This window comes from Terribacillus sp. FSL K6-0262 (assembly GCF_037977385.1).
Classification (GTDB): Bacteria; Bacillota; Bacilli; order Bacillales; family Amphibacillaceae; genus Terribacillus.
Genome location: NZ_CP150277.1, coordinates 1338516 through 1356142 on the forward strand (window position 1 = coordinate 1338516; position 17627 = coordinate 1356142).

Annotated in this window: 22 protein-coding genes; 11 read left to right on the forward strand and 11 right to left on the reverse strand. The window is 47.9% G+C overall.

Annotated features, from left to right (window positions below; genetic code table 11):
• Positions 1–79: 79 nt before the first annotated feature.
• Positions 80–574 (reverse strand): hypothetical protein, encoded by a 495-nt coding sequence (locus tag MHI54_RS06910; protein ID WP_095217110.1) that lies wholly within the window; start codon positions 572–574, stop codon positions 80–82.
• Between the two features lie 167 nt (positions 575–741).
• Between MHI54_RS06910 and MHI54_RS06915 the strand changes: the two genes are divergently transcribed.
• Both MHI54_RS06915 and MHI54_RS06920 read left to right on the forward strand, forming a co-directional pair.
• Positions 742–1851, forward strand: a complete 1110-nt coding sequence (locus tag MHI54_RS06915; RefSeq protein ID WP_095217109.1) for an NADH-dependent flavin oxidoreductase — start codon at positions 742–744, stop codon at positions 1849–1851.
• Positions 1852–1912: 61 nt separating this feature from the next.
• Positions 1913–2263, forward strand: a complete 351-nt coding sequence (locus MHI54_RS06920) for a hypothetical protein (protein ID WP_095217108.1) — start codon at positions 1913–1915, stop codon at positions 2261–2263.
• 34 nt (positions 2264–2297) lie between these two features.
• Here MHI54_RS06920 and MHI54_RS06925 read toward each other — a convergent pair whose 3' ends face one another.
• From MHI54_RS06925 to MHI54_RS06935, 3 genes are all read right to left on the reverse strand, one after another.
• Positions 2298–3473, reverse strand: a complete 1176-nt coding sequence (locus MHI54_RS06925) for an aminotransferase (protein ID WP_095217107.1) — start codon at positions 3471–3473, stop codon at positions 2298–2300.
• The gene (locus MHI54_RS06930) at positions 3470–3967 is read right to left on the reverse strand and encodes an Lrp/AsnC family transcriptional regulator (RefSeq protein WP_095217106.1); all 498 of its coding nucleotides are present in this window, start codon (positions 3965–3967) and stop codon (positions 3470–3472) included. The genes MHI54_RS06925 and MHI54_RS06930 overlap by 4 nt, the downstream gene beginning before the upstream one ends.
• A 93-nt stretch (positions 3968–4060) precedes the next feature.
• On the reverse strand, positions 4061–5425 hold the full coding sequence (locus MHI54_RS06935; RefSeq protein ID WP_340082715.1) for a TrkH family potassium uptake protein: 1365 nt from the start codon (positions 5423–5425) through the stop codon (positions 4061–4063).
• Between the two features lie 126 nt (positions 5426–5551).
• Between MHI54_RS06935 and MHI54_RS06940 the strand changes: the two genes are divergently transcribed.
• Positions 5552–6661, forward strand: coding sequence for an FAD-binding oxidoreductase (locus tag MHI54_RS06940; RefSeq protein ID WP_095217105.1), 1110 nt, complete (start codon positions 5552–5554; stop codon positions 6659–6661).
• Between the two features lie 14 nt (positions 6662–6675).
• Here the strand turns inward: MHI54_RS06940 and MHI54_RS06945 are convergent, their stop codons facing one another.
• Positions 6676–7146, reverse strand: coding sequence for a GNAT family protein (locus MHI54_RS06945; RefSeq protein ID WP_095217104.1), 471 nt, complete (start codon positions 7144–7146; stop codon positions 6676–6678).
• Positions 7147–7242: 96 nt separating this feature from the next.
• On the opposite strand from MHI54_RS06945, the gene MHI54_RS06950 reads away from it, so the two are divergent.
• The 3 genes from MHI54_RS06950 to MHI54_RS06960 all read left to right on the forward strand — a co-directional run bounded on the left by MHI54_RS06950 (position 7243) and on the right by MHI54_RS06960 (position 9313).
• Positions 7243–8109: a LysR family transcriptional regulator gene (locus MHI54_RS06950; protein WP_095217103.1), complete on the forward strand. Its 867-nt coding sequence runs from the start codon at positions 7243–7245 to the stop codon at positions 8107–8109.
• 122 nt (positions 8110–8231) lie between these two features.
• Positions 8232–8612, forward strand: a complete 381-nt coding sequence (locus MHI54_RS06955; protein WP_095217102.1) for a CidA/LrgA family protein — start codon at positions 8232–8234, stop codon at positions 8610–8612.
• A complete protein-coding gene (locus tag MHI54_RS06960; protein WP_095217101.1) occupies positions 8609–9313 on the forward strand; it encodes an LrgB family protein in 705 nt (234 codons plus the stop codon). Before MHI54_RS06955 ends, MHI54_RS06960 begins: the two co-directional genes overlap by 4 nt.
• A 35-nt stretch (positions 9314–9348) precedes the next feature.
• On the opposite strand, the gene MHI54_RS06965 is transcribed toward MHI54_RS06960, so the two are convergent.
• Complete coding sequence (locus MHI54_RS06965) at positions 9349–9753, reverse strand: disulfide oxidoreductase (protein ID WP_095217100.1); 405 nt, start codon at positions 9751–9753, stop codon at positions 9349–9351.
• Positions 9753–10436, reverse strand: coding sequence for a DsbA family protein (locus MHI54_RS06970; protein ID WP_095217099.1), 684 nt, complete (start codon positions 10434–10436; stop codon positions 9753–9755). The genes MHI54_RS06965 and MHI54_RS06970 overlap by 1 nt, the downstream gene beginning before the upstream one ends.
• Before the next feature lie 209 nt (positions 10437–10645).
• On the opposite strand from MHI54_RS06970, the gene MHI54_RS06975 reads away from it, so the two are divergent.
• Both MHI54_RS06975 and MHI54_RS06980 read left to right on the forward strand, forming a co-directional pair.
• On the forward strand, positions 10646–12532 hold the full coding sequence (locus MHI54_RS06975; protein WP_340082721.1) for an FUSC family protein: 1887 nt from the start codon (positions 10646–10648) through the stop codon (positions 12530–12532).
• Between the two features lie 88 nt (positions 12533–12620).
• Positions 12621–13667 carry an NAD(P)H-binding protein gene (locus MHI54_RS06980; protein ID WP_340082723.1) on the forward strand — a complete coding sequence of 349 codons (1047 nt, stop codon included), beginning with the start codon at positions 12621–12623 and terminating at the stop codon, positions 13665–13667.
• 29 nt (positions 13668–13696) lie between these two features.
• On the opposite strand, the gene MHI54_RS06985 is transcribed toward MHI54_RS06980, so the two are convergent.
• The 4 genes from MHI54_RS06985 to MHI54_RS07000 form a co-directional block, all read right to left on the reverse strand.
• The gene (locus MHI54_RS06985) at positions 13697–14200 is read right to left on the reverse strand and encodes an LURP-one-related family protein (RefSeq protein WP_340082725.1); all 504 of its coding nucleotides are present in this window, start codon (positions 14198–14200) and stop codon (positions 13697–13699) included.
• A 203-nt stretch (positions 14201–14403) separates the two neighbouring features.
• Entirely contained in the window at positions 14404–15540 is a 1137-nt protein-coding gene (locus tag MHI54_RS06990; RefSeq protein WP_340082727.1) for a zinc-dependent alcohol dehydrogenase, read from the reverse strand.
• The gene (locus MHI54_RS06995; protein WP_095217279.1) at positions 15537–15920 is read right to left on the reverse strand and encodes a spore coat protein; all 384 of its coding nucleotides are present in this window, start codon (positions 15918–15920) and stop codon (positions 15537–15539) included. The genes MHI54_RS06990 and MHI54_RS06995 overlap by 4 nt, the downstream gene beginning before the upstream one ends.
• Positions 15913–16143: a spore coat protein gene (locus MHI54_RS07000; RefSeq protein WP_093727409.1), complete on the reverse strand. Its 231-nt coding sequence runs from the start codon at positions 16141–16143 to the stop codon at positions 15913–15915. The genes MHI54_RS06995 and MHI54_RS07000 overlap by 8 nt, the downstream gene beginning before the upstream one ends.
• Positions 16144–16245: 102 nt before the next feature.
• On the opposite strand from MHI54_RS07000, the gene MHI54_RS07005 reads away from it, so the two are divergent.
• The 3 genes from MHI54_RS07005 to MHI54_RS07015 all read left to right on the forward strand — a co-directional run bounded on the left by MHI54_RS07005 (position 16246) and on the right by MHI54_RS07015 (position 17611).
• Positions 16246–16449 carry a hypothetical protein gene (locus MHI54_RS07005; protein ID WP_095217280.1) on the forward strand — a complete coding sequence of 68 codons (204 nt, stop codon included), beginning with the start codon at positions 16246–16248 and terminating at the stop codon, positions 16447–16449.
• Positions 16442–16741, forward strand: a complete 300-nt coding sequence (locus MHI54_RS07010) for a spore coat protein (protein ID WP_095217281.1) — start codon at positions 16442–16444, stop codon at positions 16739–16741. Before MHI54_RS07005 ends, MHI54_RS07010 begins: the two co-directional genes overlap by 8 nt.
• Positions 16742–16864: 123 nt before the next feature.
• The gene (locus tag MHI54_RS07015) at positions 16865–17611 is read left to right on the forward strand and encodes an NADPH-dependent oxidoreductase (protein ID WP_340082731.1); all 747 of its coding nucleotides are present in this window, start codon (positions 16865–16867) and stop codon (positions 17609–17611) included.
• The last annotated feature ends 16 nt before the right edge of the window (positions 17612–17627 follow it).

The window sequence follows — 17627 nt, forward strand, 5'->3', positions numbered from 1 at the left end:
GTCCTTTGTGTAACTTTTTTGAATCCGCTTTCTTTCCTATATAGAAAAAATGCATAGCTATTTTCTGCTATACACTTCTTTATACTGGCTCAGGTATCGATGTATGCAATAATAAATCCGCGAAATTACGCGTTACTGGCAAGGCATCATCCAAGCTCCGGGAAGTTCCGTATGCATAAAGGAAGGGACTATGTTTCTTTTTCCTGATTGCAACCCTAAAGCTTGCTTCCTTATATTTTTCCCGGATATCCATACAAGCCAGCAGCTGGTCGAATGTCAGAATGGCGATTTCTCCCCCAAGAAGGTCTTTTTTACTGCAAATCAGGACGAAAAGCTGTTCCCGATCTTCATCGGACCATTGCAGCAGCCGCTCCCTTTCCTCTTCCGAAAACCGAAAATTCCATGTATTGGTCGTACTAGTCGCGTACTTGGAGTACACTTTCATCCGATTCGAGCGTGTCTCAAGCTGGTAGACCCGCCTTTCCTTACTTTCCTCGATCAATGCCGGCACAATCTGCATGGATACCAGTTTGGATAGGAAGGCACCATAATAATAATCATATTTATTCAGCATACTATCATTGCTCCTGTCTACGTTGTTTCAACAGTATAGCATGACAGCAATATATTTTGCAGATCAGTCTGTTACAAATAATAACTCGCTTACGAATGAGCATTTTGTTTGCTACCTTTTTCACAAGTCTCTAGAATAAATTCCATACAAAGGAGGAATAGTTACCAATGAATGAAAAATACGCTTCTCTATTCGAAAGCTTGACATTACCAAATGGCGTTACGTTGAAAAATCGCTTCGTACTCGCTCCGATGACTCATTACTCTTCGAATCCTGATGGTACGATTTCCGATCAGGAGCTTCCATATATCGCACAACGTTCCAAGGATATCGGCATGGTCATCACTGCTGCATCCAATGTATCCGACAGTGGCAAGGCCTTCCCTGGACAGCCTTCGATCGCTCATGATACAGATATTCCCGGCTTGAAAAAGCAGGCGGAAACCATCAAGGCTGAAGGTGCCAAAGCAATCATCCAGCTTCACCATGGCGGACGCGAAGCTGTGGCAGACCTTGTTCCTAACGGAGACGTTGTGGCACCAAGTGCAGTTGAAAAAGAAGGTGCTGCCACTCCGCGAGCACTGGAAACAGCGGAAGTACAGCAAATCGTCGATGATTTCGGCGAAGCTGCCCGCCGTGCCATCGAAGCAGGCTTCGACGGTGTCGAAATCCATGGTGCGAACGGCTATATCATCCAGCAGTTCTACTCTCCATTCTCCAATCGCCGCAATGATGAATGGGGAGAGCGTCTGCGCTTTCCTATGGCTGTCATCGACAAAGTCACAGAAACAGTCAAAAAGCATGGCACCAAAGAATTCATCGTCGGTTACCGTTTCTCCCCGGAAGAGCCGGAAACACCGGGATTGACAATGAAAGAAACGCTTGAACTGATGGATGCCCTGGTGGAAAAACCATTGGATTACCTGCATGTATCTTTGATGGACTTCCATTCCACTGCACGACGCGGTGCTGATACGAATGCAAAACGCATCGATTTGCTTCAAGAACGAATCGATGACAGAATTCCTTTGATTGGTGTCGGTTCCTTGTATTCCGCTGAAGACGTAGCCGCTGCCAAAGCTACTGGTGTTCCGCTGATCGCAATGGGCCGTGAACTGCTGATCGATCCGGAATTCGTCACCAAACTCAAAGAAGGGCGCGAAGACGAAATCATCCGCCTGATCGACCCTGCCCGCGAAGACCGCCACGGCATTCCGGAACCGCTTTGGAATATCATCCTGCAGACAAAAGGCTGGGTTCCGACCAAAGCAGAGTAATAGCGAAGAACATCCTATTATGCTTTAATGGAATAAAAGCGTTCGAAGGAGAGAGCCCAATATGGCAAAAATATCAGCATTGGTACTAAAACCAGAAAGAGATTTCGCTGCCAAGTCCGTACCATCCGACCCGCAAGGCATTCAAAAATATGTAGGCGGCTCACCGATCATGACAAGATTGGTTGATGGTATCGTCGTTGTCAGCAACGAAAATGCTACGGAAAATGATCCATTGAATTTCACCATTTTCCAGCGTCACAATGATCACGTCCATGAATTAGGCAAGCTCCATGGCGATGCTGTTTTTGCAGCAGAATCCGATAAAGGGCTGACTAGTCTCGACAAGGAGCAGAAGCAGACGGTCAAAGGCTGGTTCCAGTTCGGCCGGGATAAATTGTTATTGAACGAATAATCAAAACCCCCTCTCATCGTGAGAGGGGGTTTCATTATGCTTGCCGCTTTTCAACGAAACGCTTGATTCGTTTCATCGCTTCGGTCAGCTGTTTCATGGAAGTTGCATAAGAACAGCGGATATGGCCTTCCCCGCTTTCCCCGAAGACACTGCCGGGCACAACGGCGACCTTTTCTTCCATCAGCAAGGCTTCCGCAAAGGCTTCCGAGCTCATTCCTGTTTCTTGGATGGACGGAAAAATATAGAAAGCTCCGCCAGGTCTGTTTGTCATCAAACCCATTTCTTCGAAAGCTGACGTTACAAAGTTTCGACGTTGGCGATAGCTTTTCTTCATATGCTCAACACTGGCCGATCCGCTGCGCAGTGCTTCAACTGCACCGTATTGAGCCATTGTCGGTGCACACATGATGGTGTACTGATGGATTTTCGTCATCGCTTGAATCAATTCAGCGGGTCCTGCGGCATAACCGAGGCGCCAGCCTGTCATCGCAAACGATTTGGAGAATCCAGAAATGAGGATTGTTCGCTCCTGCATGTGCGGCAAATTGGAAAAGCTGACATAGTCAGCTTCATAGCTAAGCTCTGCATATATCTCGTCGGATAGGACAAGTAAATCATGGGCTTCCACAAGCTCTGCGATCGGCTGCAGTTCCTCCCGATTCAGCATCGTGCCTGTAGGGTTATTCGGATTACAAAGGATGATTGCCTTTGTTTTTGGCGTAAGGGCATCCTCCAGCTCTTCCGGCTGCAGTTTGAAGCCATTTTCTGCCTTTGTGCCAACGGAAATGGGTACTCCGCCTGCCAATGATACAGCCGAGGCATAAGCTACAAAGCATGGCTCGACGATGATTACCTCATCACCAGGATTGAGGATTGCCCGCAATGCAATATCGATAGCCTGGCTTGCCCCAACCGTTACGATCACTTGATCCGCAGGCCGGTAAGATACCGAAAATGTCGTTTTGAGATATTCGGAAATCAATTCACGCAATTCCAGCAGCCCGGCATTGGCCGTATATGCTGTATATCCTTGCTCCAGTGAATGATAGCTTGCTTCGATGACATTCCACGGTGTGACGAAATCCGGCTCGCCGACCCCAAGGGAAATCACATTATCCATTGTCGAAGCCAAATCGAAAAAGCGCCTGATCCCGGATGGTTTCAATGCATCTACGTGATCTGCAATGAAGCGGCTTGTATCGGAACTCATGGACTCACCGGCATTCTGTGATCGTTATCGTCATCCTCACCAAAGATAATGCCATCATGTTTATATTTTTTCAGGATGAAGTGTGTCGTCGTCGAAATGACTGTGTCCAAAGTGGATAGCTTTTCGGAAACGAATCGCGCAACTTGTGACATTGTCTTTCCTTCGACGGATACAGATAAATCATAGGCACCTGACATCAGATAGACAGCTTTCACTTCAGGGAAACGATAAATCCGTTCCGCCACATCATCGAATCCCTTGCCGCGTACTGGTGTCACTTTCACGTCTATCATAGCAGTCACGCCTTCATATCCGCGTACCTCTGCCCAGTCGATCAATGTTGAATAGCCATGGACGATTTGCATCTCCTCAAATTTGCCGATGGCCGCTTCCACTTCCTCTGAGGAGAGCTCCACCATCCGTGCTATCGTATGTACATCCATCCTGCCGTTCTTTTCCAGCAGCTCCAGTATTTCTATCTCTTTCTTATCCAAGTCCCGTCACTCCTCTAATCCCTTAATATTGTACGTTCTATTTTATCTGAAATAAAAAGATTGAGAAACCGAAAACGGATACACCTTCGATTTTTAACCAATGATGACCCGCTCTTCCGGGTTCCTTACTGCTGTCTTCTTGATCCGGAACGCCAAAGCAAACGCAATCGTAATCGGGCCAACCCGCCCCATGAACATAAGGATCGAGAGCAGTATTTTGCCTGCTTCCGAAAGTTCCGGTGTCAGTCCCAATGTCATCCCGACCGTACCGAATGCAGAGAGCACTTCGAATGCAATATAGTTGAGCGCGGCCCCCTTTTCCGTAACGGCCAGCAGAAACACGAATACAGAGACGAGAAGGACAGAATACGTCGTAATGGAAAAAGCACGGAATACCAAATCCCCAGGTATCCGCCGATTCCTGATATTCACTTCCTGTTTCCCTTTTATCAGTGCCCATACCGCAAACAGCAAAATGGCAAAGGTAGTCACCTTAATACCCCCTGCCGTCCCTCCGGTCCCTCCGCCGATGAACATAAGCGCCATCGTCACCAGCTGGGAACCCAAAGTCAGGTCAGCTGTATTCAGCGAGTTGAATCCTGCCGTCCGGGGGACCACACCGTGAAAGTAGGAAGCCAATAACTTATCCTTCCATGGCAGATTCCCGATGGTGTCCGGATTCCCGTACTCCAAAAGAAAGATCAATATCGTCCCTCCAACAATCAGCAGGGCAGACATCCACAGGACGACCTTCGTATGGAGCATCAGGCGTTTTCTTGTTTTCCTGCTTTGGAAGATATCCGCAACCACAATGAAGCCGAGACCTCCCAAGATCAACAGACTCGTCAGTGTAAGATTGACCGTCATATCTCCCACGTAAGCAGTCATACTGCTGAAATCCCCCATGATATCGAATCCCGCATTATTGAATGCAGAAATCGAATGGAACAGCCCATAGTAAAATGACTTCGGATAACCAAACTCGTCTCCCCAATGCATTCCAAGGATGATGGTTCCGAGCAGTTCACAAATAACCGTGAAGAGGATGACAAATCGCACCATCCGGATAATTCCCTCATAGGAATCCTGGCTCAATGATTCCTTCACCAAATGCCGCTCCTCATAGCTGATGGTGCGGCGAAGCAGCATGGCGATGAATACAGTCAGCGTCATGAACCCCAAGCCGCCTATTTGGATGAGGCACAGCAGCACGATTTGGCCGAACAATGTAAAGGTTGTCTGAGTATCAACAACCACAAGCCCGGTTACACATACTGCAGATGTGGCCTCGAACAGCGCATCCACAAAGGATAGATGGTGCCGATCCGCAGTTGCAAAGGGCAGCATCAGAAGAAATGTCCCCAATGCAATCAAAACGAAAAATCCAAGCGCAAAAAATTGCGGAGGATTGATTTTAACGCGCTGGAATAGCTTCCTGCTTCTAGTCACCATATACATACAAGTCCTTTTATTAGATTTTCTTTTGCTTCTTCCTTATACTACATTATCTTTCGAATATGATACTGAAAAAAGCGCGAATATGCTATGGTATATTGTAGCTAAATGAAGAAAAGGATGTTCGATATGCATATTGCAATCATTGGAGCTGGAATAGCTGGATCCGTTACTGCTTATAAACTTGCCAAAGCTGGTATGCAGGTAACTGTGATCGATCGTTTTGATAATGGACAAGCAACAGATGCAGCAGCCGGGATCGTCTGTCCATGGCTGTCTCAGCGCCGGAATAAGGATTGGTATCAGCTCGCTAAAGGCGGTGCCGGTTATTACCCGGAGATCATCGAGGAACTTCGCCTCGACGGAGAAGCAGAAACAGGCTATGCCAAAGTAGGGGCCTTAAGCCTTCATCCAGATCCGAAGAAGCTTGATGCCATGCTGGAGCGGGCAGAGAAACGAAAAGCGGATGCACCGGAAATTGGTACCGTCACCCGACTTGATGAGGACGATGCACGCCGGCTGTTCCCTTTGCTTGCACCTGGATATGGCGCAGTCCATGTCAGCGGAGCAGCTCGTGTCGACGGCCGGGCTTTGCGCAATAGCTTGCATCGGGCAGCCAAGAAATACAACGCACGTTTCATCACAGCCGATGCACGCCTTTCCATGAAAGCAGGACAAATCTCCGTCATTGCCGGCGATGAGGAATGGACTCCTGATCAAGTGGCTGTCACGGCAGGCGCTTGGGCTGATCAGCTGTTGGAGCCATTAGGCTATTCCCTGCAAGTCAGCTTCCAAAAAGCGCAAATCTGTCATTTGCAGCTGCAAGCTGCCAAGACAGAGGAGTGGCCGGTGATCATGCCTCCAAATGACCAATACCTGCTCGCTTTCCCTGATGGAAGGATAGTAGCCGGTGCCACACATGAAAATGATGCAGAAATGGATACAAGCATCACTGCCGGCGGGGTGCACGAAGTACTGACGAAAGCCTTACAGCTTGCTCCTGGACTGGCTGAAGCGAGCATGGCTGAGACAAGGGTCGGCTTCCGGCCATTTACACCTGGCTTCCTCCCGGTATTCGGCCGCATGCCCAAGCATCCGAATCTCTATATGATGAATGGATTAGGTGCTTCGGGCCTTACGATGGGGCCATTTGTTGCTGATCAGCTCACAAAGCTGATGCTGGGACAAGAAACCGACATCGATATTTCCGCCTATGATCCAGAAGGCGCTTTAGCCTGAGACGGAGCCCATGTTCAACTTGGGCTCTTTGTCATAACCATGAATACCAATCCATCCGTTTCCCTCGCAAAACGTCCTGTTTCCCTGAATCCGGACTTTTCATAAAGACGTATAGCCCGTTCATTGAACAAAGCTACCGTAAGCCGGAAACGGTTCTTTTGCGTATTAGCTTCGATCCAACGCTGAATTTCAGCGAAAAACTTTCCTCCTCTTCCCTGCCCGGTCATTTCAGGCGCCATTCCGATCCCAATATCAAGATAGGAAGGATCGCTGTAATCACCGCCAGGCACACGGGCATCCTCCCCGAAACAGAAATAACCCAGCAAAGAACCATTTTCATATACCCCGTAATAGTCACCTACCATGAGCATCATGACCGCACCTTCCGTATAGGTGAGGTTATAAAGATCGTAAGGAGGGGCATAACGCCAATGTAATATTGTATACGCATCATCAGCGGTTAAAGATTTTATCTCATATCCCATCACTAGGACTCCTTCTATCACTTATTGCTTGTATTATAGCATTTCTCATTCAGCAAGAAATGGTATACTTGAATATAAGAAAGGACGGTAACGTTTATGGAATTACGGCAGCTGCGATATCTGGTCGAAATCGTGAAACAAAAAAGATTGACAAAAGCAGCCGAGAGCCTCCATGTATCCCAGCCGGCTCTCAGCAAGGCGATCAAGAGCCTGGAAGAGGAACTCGGCATCACTTTATTCAATCGCACGAACAAATCAAGTACCTTGACGGATGCAGGGAAGGTCGTCCATACCTACGCCCAGCAAGTGCTTGCTCAATTGGACGAAATGCAGACAACACTTCAAGATCTCACCGACTTGAGGCAAGGGGCGGTCACCATCGGGATCCCACCGATCATCGGCAGTCTCTTTTTCCCGAAAGTGATGGCGCGCTTCCATCAGACCTATCCGAATGTCACGATCAACATCACCGAATACGGCGCAGCTCGTGTCGTCAAGGCGGTGGATGAAGGGGAATTCGAGCTTGGGGTGGCAGTCCTTCCTCTTGATGAAACAGAGTTCAACTATTATCCGATCGTCGAGGAGGAGATGAAGCTGATGGTCCACCGCGATCATCCGCTGGCCAAACGGGAATTGGTCGAGCTCAAGGAATTGAAGAATGAAGATTTCATTTTCTATAATGAGGAATTCGCTTTGCACGATATCATGCGGAAACGCTGCATAGAAGAAGGGTTCGAACCGCATATCCTCTTCAAAAGTGCACAATGGGATTTCATCAGCGAAATGGTAGCTGCCGACCTTGGTGTCAGCCTGCTTCCGGAGTCCATCTGTAATCGGACCTATAATGCCGACATCCGGATCATCGATATAACACCCTCCATCCCATGGAACTTGGCAATCATCACAAAGAAAGATAGATATATTTCCTATGCCGGCAGACGATTCATAGAATTTTTCCTCTGACTCAATATAACTATTAGTTATATACAATATGAAATATATGTATTTTACGAATACGTGAGAGCGCAGTATGATGGAGTTATCAATAATATTAGTTATGGATAACTTCGTTAGGAGGAAGAAATATGGTACTAAAAACAATTACCATGCTTTCTCAGCTAGCGCTCATTCACGTTTTTTATTTTGCCGGAGTCGGCTTAGCACATATACTATCACTTCCGGTACCAGGCTCGATCGTAGGTCTGGTCTTGTTATTACTAAGCTTATTTACAGGCATCATCAAACTGGAGTGGATCGAGAAAGCAGGAGGCTGGCTGTTGGCAGAACTTCTGCTTTTCTTTGTCCCCTCCGCCGTCGGTATCCTGAATTATAAAGAGATACTGAACTGGCAAGGCTTGGAGACCGTCCTGCTCATCCTGATCAGTACCTTCATCGTGATGGCCGCTACTGGATTCACTGCTGAGAAGCTGTATAGAAGAAAAAGAAAAGGAGGACACACATCATGACTGCTGCGCTTATCATTTTAATCGGCACCATTGTGACCTATGTCATTTATCGCGCTTCCAAAGTCGTGTATAAAAAATGGCCCCTGCCGTTCTTCCATCCGCTGCTGCTGTGTCCGCTCATTCTGATTGCAATCATTCAATCATCCCATTTGGATCCCAGTGAATACGCCTTGTCTTCCAGCTTGTTGACCCATATGCTCGGACCAGCGACTGTTGCCTTTGCGATTCCCATCTATAAGCATGCTCACTTGCTGCGAAAGAATATCATGATCATTCTTACAAGTATTGCAGCGGGTACATTGGTTGCAATCGGTTCTTCGCTGCTGTTAAGTCTGGTCATGCGATTCAATGGCGATTTACTGATAAGCATCCTGCCACGGTCGATAACAACACCAATTGCGATCGAAGTTTCGAAGACAATCGGCGGCTTACCGACATTGACGACCGTTTTCGTCATCGTCACTGGTGTCACCGGCGGTATCATCGGACCTTATGTCATCCGTCTGATGGCACTTAAATCACCAGTGGCCCGCGGCTTGGCGCTTGGCATGGGCGCTCATGGCGTAGGCACCAACAAAGCAATGGAATATGGCGAGCAAGAAGGGACATTCTCCACGATAGGCATGATCATGGCTGCTGGTATGACATTGATTTGGGGCGGCTTGCTCATCCCTTCCTTGCTGCAGATCACCATCCTATGAAAAAAGCATTTGCCGTTGTCGGCAAATGCTTTTTCTTATGCATGTTTTTTACGAAGGATGAACATGCTTACTGTGATGATCACGAAAGCAGTGAATGCCAGCAGCGGAATCGTAATGAATCCGAGCCAGTTGATATAATAACCTGAACATGGCACTCCGCTGGAGCATAGACTCGCCCCCTGCAGCGCAGGTACTTTCTGATGCAAATAATGATAGCCCGATATGAGTATGCCGAGAATACTGAGCGGCAGCACATATTTATAGATCCGCACATCGTTCTTATAAAACGCGATGCCAAGGATGATGGCAAGCGGATACATGAGGATCCGCTGATACCAGCAGAGCGTACATGGAACGAACTTCATTATTTCACTGAAATAGAGGCTTCCCAGCATGGCAGCGACTGCTGTTATCCAGGCAAATAACAAACCCTTATTCATCAGTTCGCCCCCTGTGTTTCCTCATCCACCATCTCGATCAAATCGTTCATATCCTCGCCTTCGAACAGTTTCCCATTCACAAAGATGGTAGGTGTACCTGTGACACCAAGCTCATCGGCAAGCTCCGTATCCGTTGAAACGGCATCATCGGTGCCATTATCCTGATACACTTGCAGCACCTCTTCGGCTTCTTCGTCACTGACCACTTCACGCAGCTTGTCCATCAGGAAGTCATCGGTGAAACTCGTGTTCAAGTCTTCTGCAAAGAGAACATCATGGAATTTCCAGAATCCATCATCCCCAAGGACTTGGTAAACGGCCTCACTGAAACGTGCACCCTTCTCTGAGTCCGCATTGATGATCGGCATATTCATGAAATAAAAACTAGCTTTACCAGTTTCAATCAGTTCTTGATCGATCACCGGGAAGTTATTATCGTGGAACTCTTGGCAGTGGATGCATTTGTAATCGCCAAATTCAATTATTTTAACCGGGGCATTTTCATCACCGAGGAATGGCTGATTGCTGTAGTCGATGTCCTGTACCTCATCGCTGCCGGAATAGGAATTGATAAGGACCAGCGCCACAACCAGAATGACAATAGCCAGGACAACCCAGACGATGACCTTCGAGGCTTTGGAAGCAGCCTGTGATGTGTTGCCTGCGGATTTCTTCTTTGCCATTTAACTATCGCTCCTTTTACAGAAATAATAGGTTTTATCTATCACATAACATCATAACATTAAAAAGTAAAAATGGATGCCTTGCAACAGATTTGATTACAGGCAAATACTTCACCCGATTGAATTAGTTTGTGAAATGCATTACAATATAATAGTTCTGATTATGACCTTTTTTTATGGGTATCATGAAAGAAAAGAAGGGATTACACTTGAAGGAATATCATTTACCACAAGCGCCGGCGCGCCTGAGTCTGCGGGATGCATTGCGTGTCAGATCCGCAGCCTATCCCTGGAACCGGGCGATCGGATCTGGTCTTGCCACCTGCCTGCCGATATTGATCGGTTTCCTGTTAGGTGACATCACCCATGGATTCTCGGCCGCGCTTGGTGCTTTCACATTCTTATATATAGGAGCAGAGACGTATAAACAACGTGCCAAGAAACTCGCTGCAGTCGCTATCTGCCTTGCTGTATCCATGGTACTTGGAACCTTGCTTGCCCCTCATACGATCTTACTCTCTATTGTCGCGGGCATCATCGGCGTCATTGCCTTTTATGTTTTGAACACCCTGCAGCTCCTCATCCCTGGTCCGATGTTCTTCGTCTTGATATTCTCCATGGCCACAGGGCTGCCTCTGGACCCGCAGAGCGCCTGGGAAAGAGGATTCTACGTCCTGCTCGGAGGTGCACTCTCCTGGCTTTTGGCCATGTCAAGCTGGCTCTGGACAAAAAAAAACCACGAAAAGCAAATGCTTATCAAATCTTACCGTCAGCTTATGGCCTTGCTGCAGTCCATCGGTACACCGTCGTTTTATCAGATGCAGCATCTGACTGTCCTTACCTTGAAGCAAGTTGATCGAATCATCTATGCATCCAAAAGACAGCCAGCGACACTTCGCCTGCACGAGCTGGCTTCCGATATTTTCCAGACATTGACACAGCTCGGGAATAAAGGTTTCCCAATGGATATGAGAAAACCGCTGGAAGATCAGCTAACCGCTGTCATCGATGCACTCGAAGATGCAAAAGGCAATTGGCCTGCATATGCAGCATCTGAACAAACGATATTAAAAACGCTCCAATCCGAGCTGGAGCAAGCATATGATCTCGCCTCACAGCAAACGCCAGCAGCTCCTGTCCAAGTCGAGACCGAATCTGCTTGGAGCGTGCTTCGCAACGGCATTTCCCGGACAAACATCACCGTCCGTCACGCCTTGTTCTATGGACTGTTCATCATGATTGCATCCTTACTGGCACATTGGTTCGGCTTCAATCGTCCATACTGGGTACCAGTTGCCTGTGCGGCAGTACTCATCGGCGCCAATACAACCCTGACCATTCACCGGGCTATCCAACGGTCGCTTGGCACCATTGTCGGCACCTTGATCGGCGGACTGATTCTATCATTGGAACCGTCCGGCTTTTATCTGATTCCTATTGTCGGTCTGCTCCAGCTATGCGTGGAACTGGTGATCGTACGCAACTACGTATTTGCCAATATGTTCATCGCCCCTCTTGTACTTGTATTGGTGGAAACGATGAATCCAGGCAATACTGTCAGCTATTTCGTGACAGCGAGAGTCGTCGATACCATCTTCGGAAGTTTGATTGCCATTCTGGCTGTCCTGTTATTGTGGCGCAGCATCCATACCCGCTTTTTGCCGGTGATATTGAAGGAAACAATTCTGCATATGCAGGAGCTGCTTCATGCAATTCATTCCGGGAAACAGGAAAAGAAACAAACCAAAAAACTGATAAACAGTCTGCTCGAATTGCGTGCTGCTTATGAAAGAAGTCTCGGTGACTTCCCGGGTCCCCAGCAGCGTGCAGAAATTCTATGGCCAGCCATCATGCATGCCCAGCATGCCGGCTATCTGCTCATGTCCTTGCGCAAACATAAGGATAAGCTGACGGAAGCTCAATACGATGCGATCCAAAACCAGCTCGGCGGTATCATGACCAGCCTGGCAACACGGCAGCCTGTTTCCTTTGAACAATACGACGAGCTTGATGTACAGCAGGAACTCAATCAGCTGCAAGCCGCACTTACACAGTTTTATACAAGAAATGATGCGGCCGAGCCCGCACCGAATTGACCTTCTCTGTTACAGGGAAGGTTTTTTCGTGTTACAGTCATCTGAAAGAAGGATAAAGATAACGAAAAGACAGGAGCGTATATATCAAATGCAGACAGGACAGAAGAAAAGGCCGGTCGTCGCCTTGACAGGAGCAAGCAGCCATATCGGCAGTCATCTATTGGATAAATTGAAAGGACGCTTTGATATCATTGCCCTATCCCACAGCGCCGATAAAAGAGAAAGCACAGAACACGTCACTTGGCGATCGTGTGACTTGTTTTCCCAAATCGATACTGAAAAAGGACTGTATGGAGCCGATATCGCTGTCTATCTTGTCCATTCGATGCGCCCTTCCGCCAAGCTTACACAAGCCCGGGATGAGGACATGGATGTCATCTTGGCCGATAATTTCGCCCAGGCTGCCAAAAAGAATGGTGTGAAGCAAATCATTTATTTAAGCGGCATCATACCACCAGAGGAGAAACGATCCCGCCATCTCCGCACCAAATCGGAAGCGGAAAAAATCCTTGGATCGTATGGCGTGTCAGTCACGACTGTCCGCACTGGACTGATTGTTGGATCTATAGGCGCTTCAGCTGAAAAATCGGATAAACAGCTGCCAGTCATACTCTCAAGCTGGACAAGGCACTGCCAGAAAACGAAGCTTCCATCTCGACAGGATGTCCGTTCCATCCAGCGGATGCCGCTTCCTGACGCCAAGGATGCAAATTGGGCAGCCAGACACTATATGAGCTGGCTATCCGACTCACTTCGTCCTTTTGTCCGGACAGCGATTGATGAGCATCTGAATTGCAAGATCTATTTGACAGTCACCAAGAAACCCTTGCTGATTCTTTCCTACGCTAAAAAAAGAAGCACTCCTCATCGTGCGCTTTATTATATTACCGGCGGCCTATTCGCAAACACCAAAGAATCACAAAGCGGACGGATCGAATTCCGCAACATTCCCGGGAAGCAGGAGATGATCATTGCAATCCATGAATATGTACCATCACTTCCTTGGACTGTCTATAAATATACGCAAGCCCCGATCCATATGCTCGTCATGTACTTATATAAGAAACATCTGGAGCGGCTGATCGACCAGAAGCAATCGGATTACCACGCGCCGCAGCATGCCATACAGCATTGAAAGAGGCAGCACATTTGCGCTGCCTCTTCTCATTCCCCTCCTCCATCCGCTGGGAAGGAACCATTATTATTGTGTAAAACCATATCCAATACAATCATGACAGCGATATAGGTAAGCAGATGGGATTCATCCTCTATCTGCATCTCATACGTATCACCCCAAGTGAACCACTTCTTTGTTACATGCATCAGCGGCCCATTCTCATCCGCCAATGTGTACTTGTGGGACCACACATCTCCATCGAGCGTCCAGTTTTGCGGCTTCAATGAAAAGTTCGCTTTGAAAAAGGTGAAATTCTTGGTGACTTCAGCCACCCGCTCGCCATTTTCTACAATGATATATTTTGGCTTCCAAAAGGAAAGCTGCTGCTTGATCGCAACAAGCGGCCGATCATCCATATCGGTGATCGTCAGCCGATCCTGAAAGGAGAAAAGTTTACTTTTGACGCGGTAAACCTCCTGCTCCTTTTCGTCGTATACCGAAAAGCTATCCTTGAAGCTGAATACTTTCTGCTTGATATAATAAGTCCCCATTGCCGCACCTCCGCAAAGATCTCTATTCCCTGCATACGAAAAGACGAAGGCATTAGTTCCACTTTCCAGATAAGTTCTTTTTTCCTTGCTGCCGGCATAACAGAAGCTTGACGCTGCCTCCTGGCCCAATGAGTTTCCCGAATTGGAACACAAAACCAGAAAGGCCATATCAGCCACTAAAAAAGGACTGCAGCAAGCAGTCCTTACGGTTTCAAGATGACCTTGATACAGCCATCTGTTTTCGTATCGAATTTTTCATAGCCTTCCTTCGCTTGATCAAGCGGCAGTATATGCGTGATGATGTCAGCAAGATCGACTTTCTGATCTTGCAGCAGCCCGTGTAAATAGGGCATCGTGTGGATGACAGGAGCTTGACCGGTCTTGATTGTGATATTGCGCTGGAAGATATCACCGAACGGAAAGGCATTATAGCGTCCGCCATACGCTCCTGTCACTTGAATATTGCCGCCCTTGCGCACACACTGCGCTGCCATGACGAATGCACCCAATGCCCCGCCCTGGAGCTTCAGCCCACTGCCGATGAACTCCATTGGCGTCATTTTGCCGTCCATACCGACAGCATCAATGACGACATCGGCACCACCTTTCGTGATCTCTTTCAAATATTCCCCGGTATTCTCATGCTTCTCAAAATTCACGATTTCCACATTATTGGTTCGCTTGGCATGCTCCAGTCGGTAATCGATGTAATCGACAGCAATGACCCTTCTGGCGCCTTTCAGCCATGCGAATTTCTGCGCCAATAAGCCAACCGGCCCGCAGCCGAAAATGATGACTGTATCTCCGGGCTTCACGCCTCCATTATCGACAGACCAAAAAGCTGTCGATCCGGCATCGGCCAGCAAAATCAGCTGTTCATCCGCAACCTCGGAGGTTTCCGGTATTTTAAAAGGAACAAAATTACCATAAGGCACACGCATGTATTCTGCTTGGCCCCCTGGATAGCCGCCATTATTGTCCGAGTAGCCGAAATAAGCACCCACCTGGCCATTTTCATTGCTGTTATCACACTGACTCTCCAAGTGGTTTTGACAGAAGAAGCACTCTCCGCAGCTTACGTTGAACGGAATGACGACGCGATCACCCTTTTTCACCTTTGTCACTTCGGGTCCGACCTCTTCGACGACACCCATCGGCTCATGTCCGATGATATAATTCTCCGGCATATTCGGGATCATCCCATGGATCAAATGCAGGTCAGATCCGCATATCGCTGTGGCAGTCAGCTTCACGATGATATCATCCGGCTTCTTGATCGAAGGTGCTTTCACTTCCTTTACGCGGATATCCTTTATCCCTTGATATGTCACTGCCTTCATGGCTGATTCTCCTTAGATTCGGTATTCGTCGGTGTCGCAAACATACCCAGACGGTCGGTATCATATCGGAATAAATCCATACTGACGATATCGATTGCTGTATTGGCTGCTTTCCTGTCAAACGGAAACTGTGATTTCGGGTCAGCTGGAAACAGCCAGTTGTGCTGCGCCATCAAAGCCGAAATAGCGCCCTGCATCTCGATGGCTTCCTCCAAATGGCGCACCAATATTTGGCGCAATTCCGGATTCACAGCTTCGGTGACCGCTATCGCATAATTGTTCACAGCCGACTTCGCCGTGATGAGCATTTCCGTACAAATGGCCGAATCCATCAAGTCGGGCATCCCTTTTGCATTTTCCGGATCCAAGTAATCATGCATCCGCTTCAGCCCCCTTTACCAGCTGGGACTTGCTGTACAGCTCCTCCAGCTCCCTGATTTGACGCACAGAAGTTTCCACATCTTTCTCCATCAGCTGCTTGATTTTCTGATCGAAGACGACACCTTGCAGGAATTTCGCTTTCATGACTGCTGTCGTCTTAAAGTTAAGCAGCTCATGGACCTCCATCGTTTCATGCGGAGCCAATTGCTGATTATCACTCATCTTCCAACCTCCTTATCTTGTTTCAGCTTGTCCCCTGCACATGTTTTTATGTATAAAGGGGGCTGTTTCTCACAAGCTATCAGTAAAAGGAGGCGTTCTGGTATGCATCATTCCGGTATCCACGAAACCATGGAAGCAATGGAATTATTGAATACAGCGTGTCTTTCGCTGACAAAATCCTCCGGTATGCGCTTTTTGGCAAAAGATGACGGACTAAAAACGCTGCTGAAAGTCCAAGCCGATGCGGATAAGCGTCACATCCATATGCTGCAGCGCTTTCTGAACCAGGAGGAGCCGCATGGATAAGCTTATTGAAATACTTGGATCCGCTCGTGAAATAACGGATCAAGTAATCGTGACGGATTTGCTGGTTACGGTTAAAACGGCAATCATCAATACCGCCAAGGCAATCAACGAAACCAGCAACGAACAGCTGCGCACCGATTTGAAACGGAAGCTTCACGAGCACATCGAACAGCATGAGCGTGTGTTCAGCTATATGATGGAGCATGGCTATTACTATCCGAAGCGACCGGCTCAGCAGCTGCACGTACTGAATGAGACTGCTGAAACAGTGCTTACATTGAATAGGGATTAAGGAGGAAGCATGGGCAAAATGCTCATGCTTTTTGCTTGCAAGCTGTTCTTTTGCTTTCTTTTCTTTCACCTACGTATAATATTCCGTATAGCATGTAAGTCGCATGACGAATAGGAGGCCATTATGAACGATTTCATCAATCAATTACACAATCACCGTTCTGTCCGGACATTCACCGATAAAAAACTGACTCAGGAGCAGCTGGATGCCATCATGGTCGCAGCCAACCAAGCTCCGAACTGGATCAACGGGCAGCAAGTATCTGTCATCGTCGTCACGGATGAGGAAAGGAAGCGCCAGTTAGCAGAGCTGTCCGGTAATCAGAAACATGTCGATGACGCTGCTGCTTTTCTCGTTTTCTGCATGGATTACAGCCGCGCCAAATACGTAACAGATCTGCACGATAAGACACTTGAGGTCATGAATGACATCGAGGCTGTACTAGTCGGCTCCACCGATGTCGGCATCGCTCTCGGAACTGCTGTTGCAGCTGCGGAATCCATGGGCCTGGGCACCGTACCAATCGGCGGTGTCCGCAGAAGTCCGGCAGAAATCTCAAAGCTGCTCGGACTGCCGGAGCTTGCTTTCCCGATTTCCGGCCTCGCCATCGGCTATCCGGCCGACCCGCTGCCGCCGCAAAGTCCGCGGATTCCATTGGAAGCTTTCTATCATAAGGAAACTTATGTTCAAAACCAGGAAGAAGCTGTCAAAGAAATGGATAGAAAACAGCAGGAGGCAATCAAATCCCGCACCGGCGAAGCAAAAGCACATCCTTGGTCGGAACGGATTGCAGCCTTTTACTCAGAGCGGTATAAAGAATATGGAAAAGTGACAGATGTTCTGAAACAGAGCGGTTACGATTATAAATAAAAGGATCCAAGCAGAA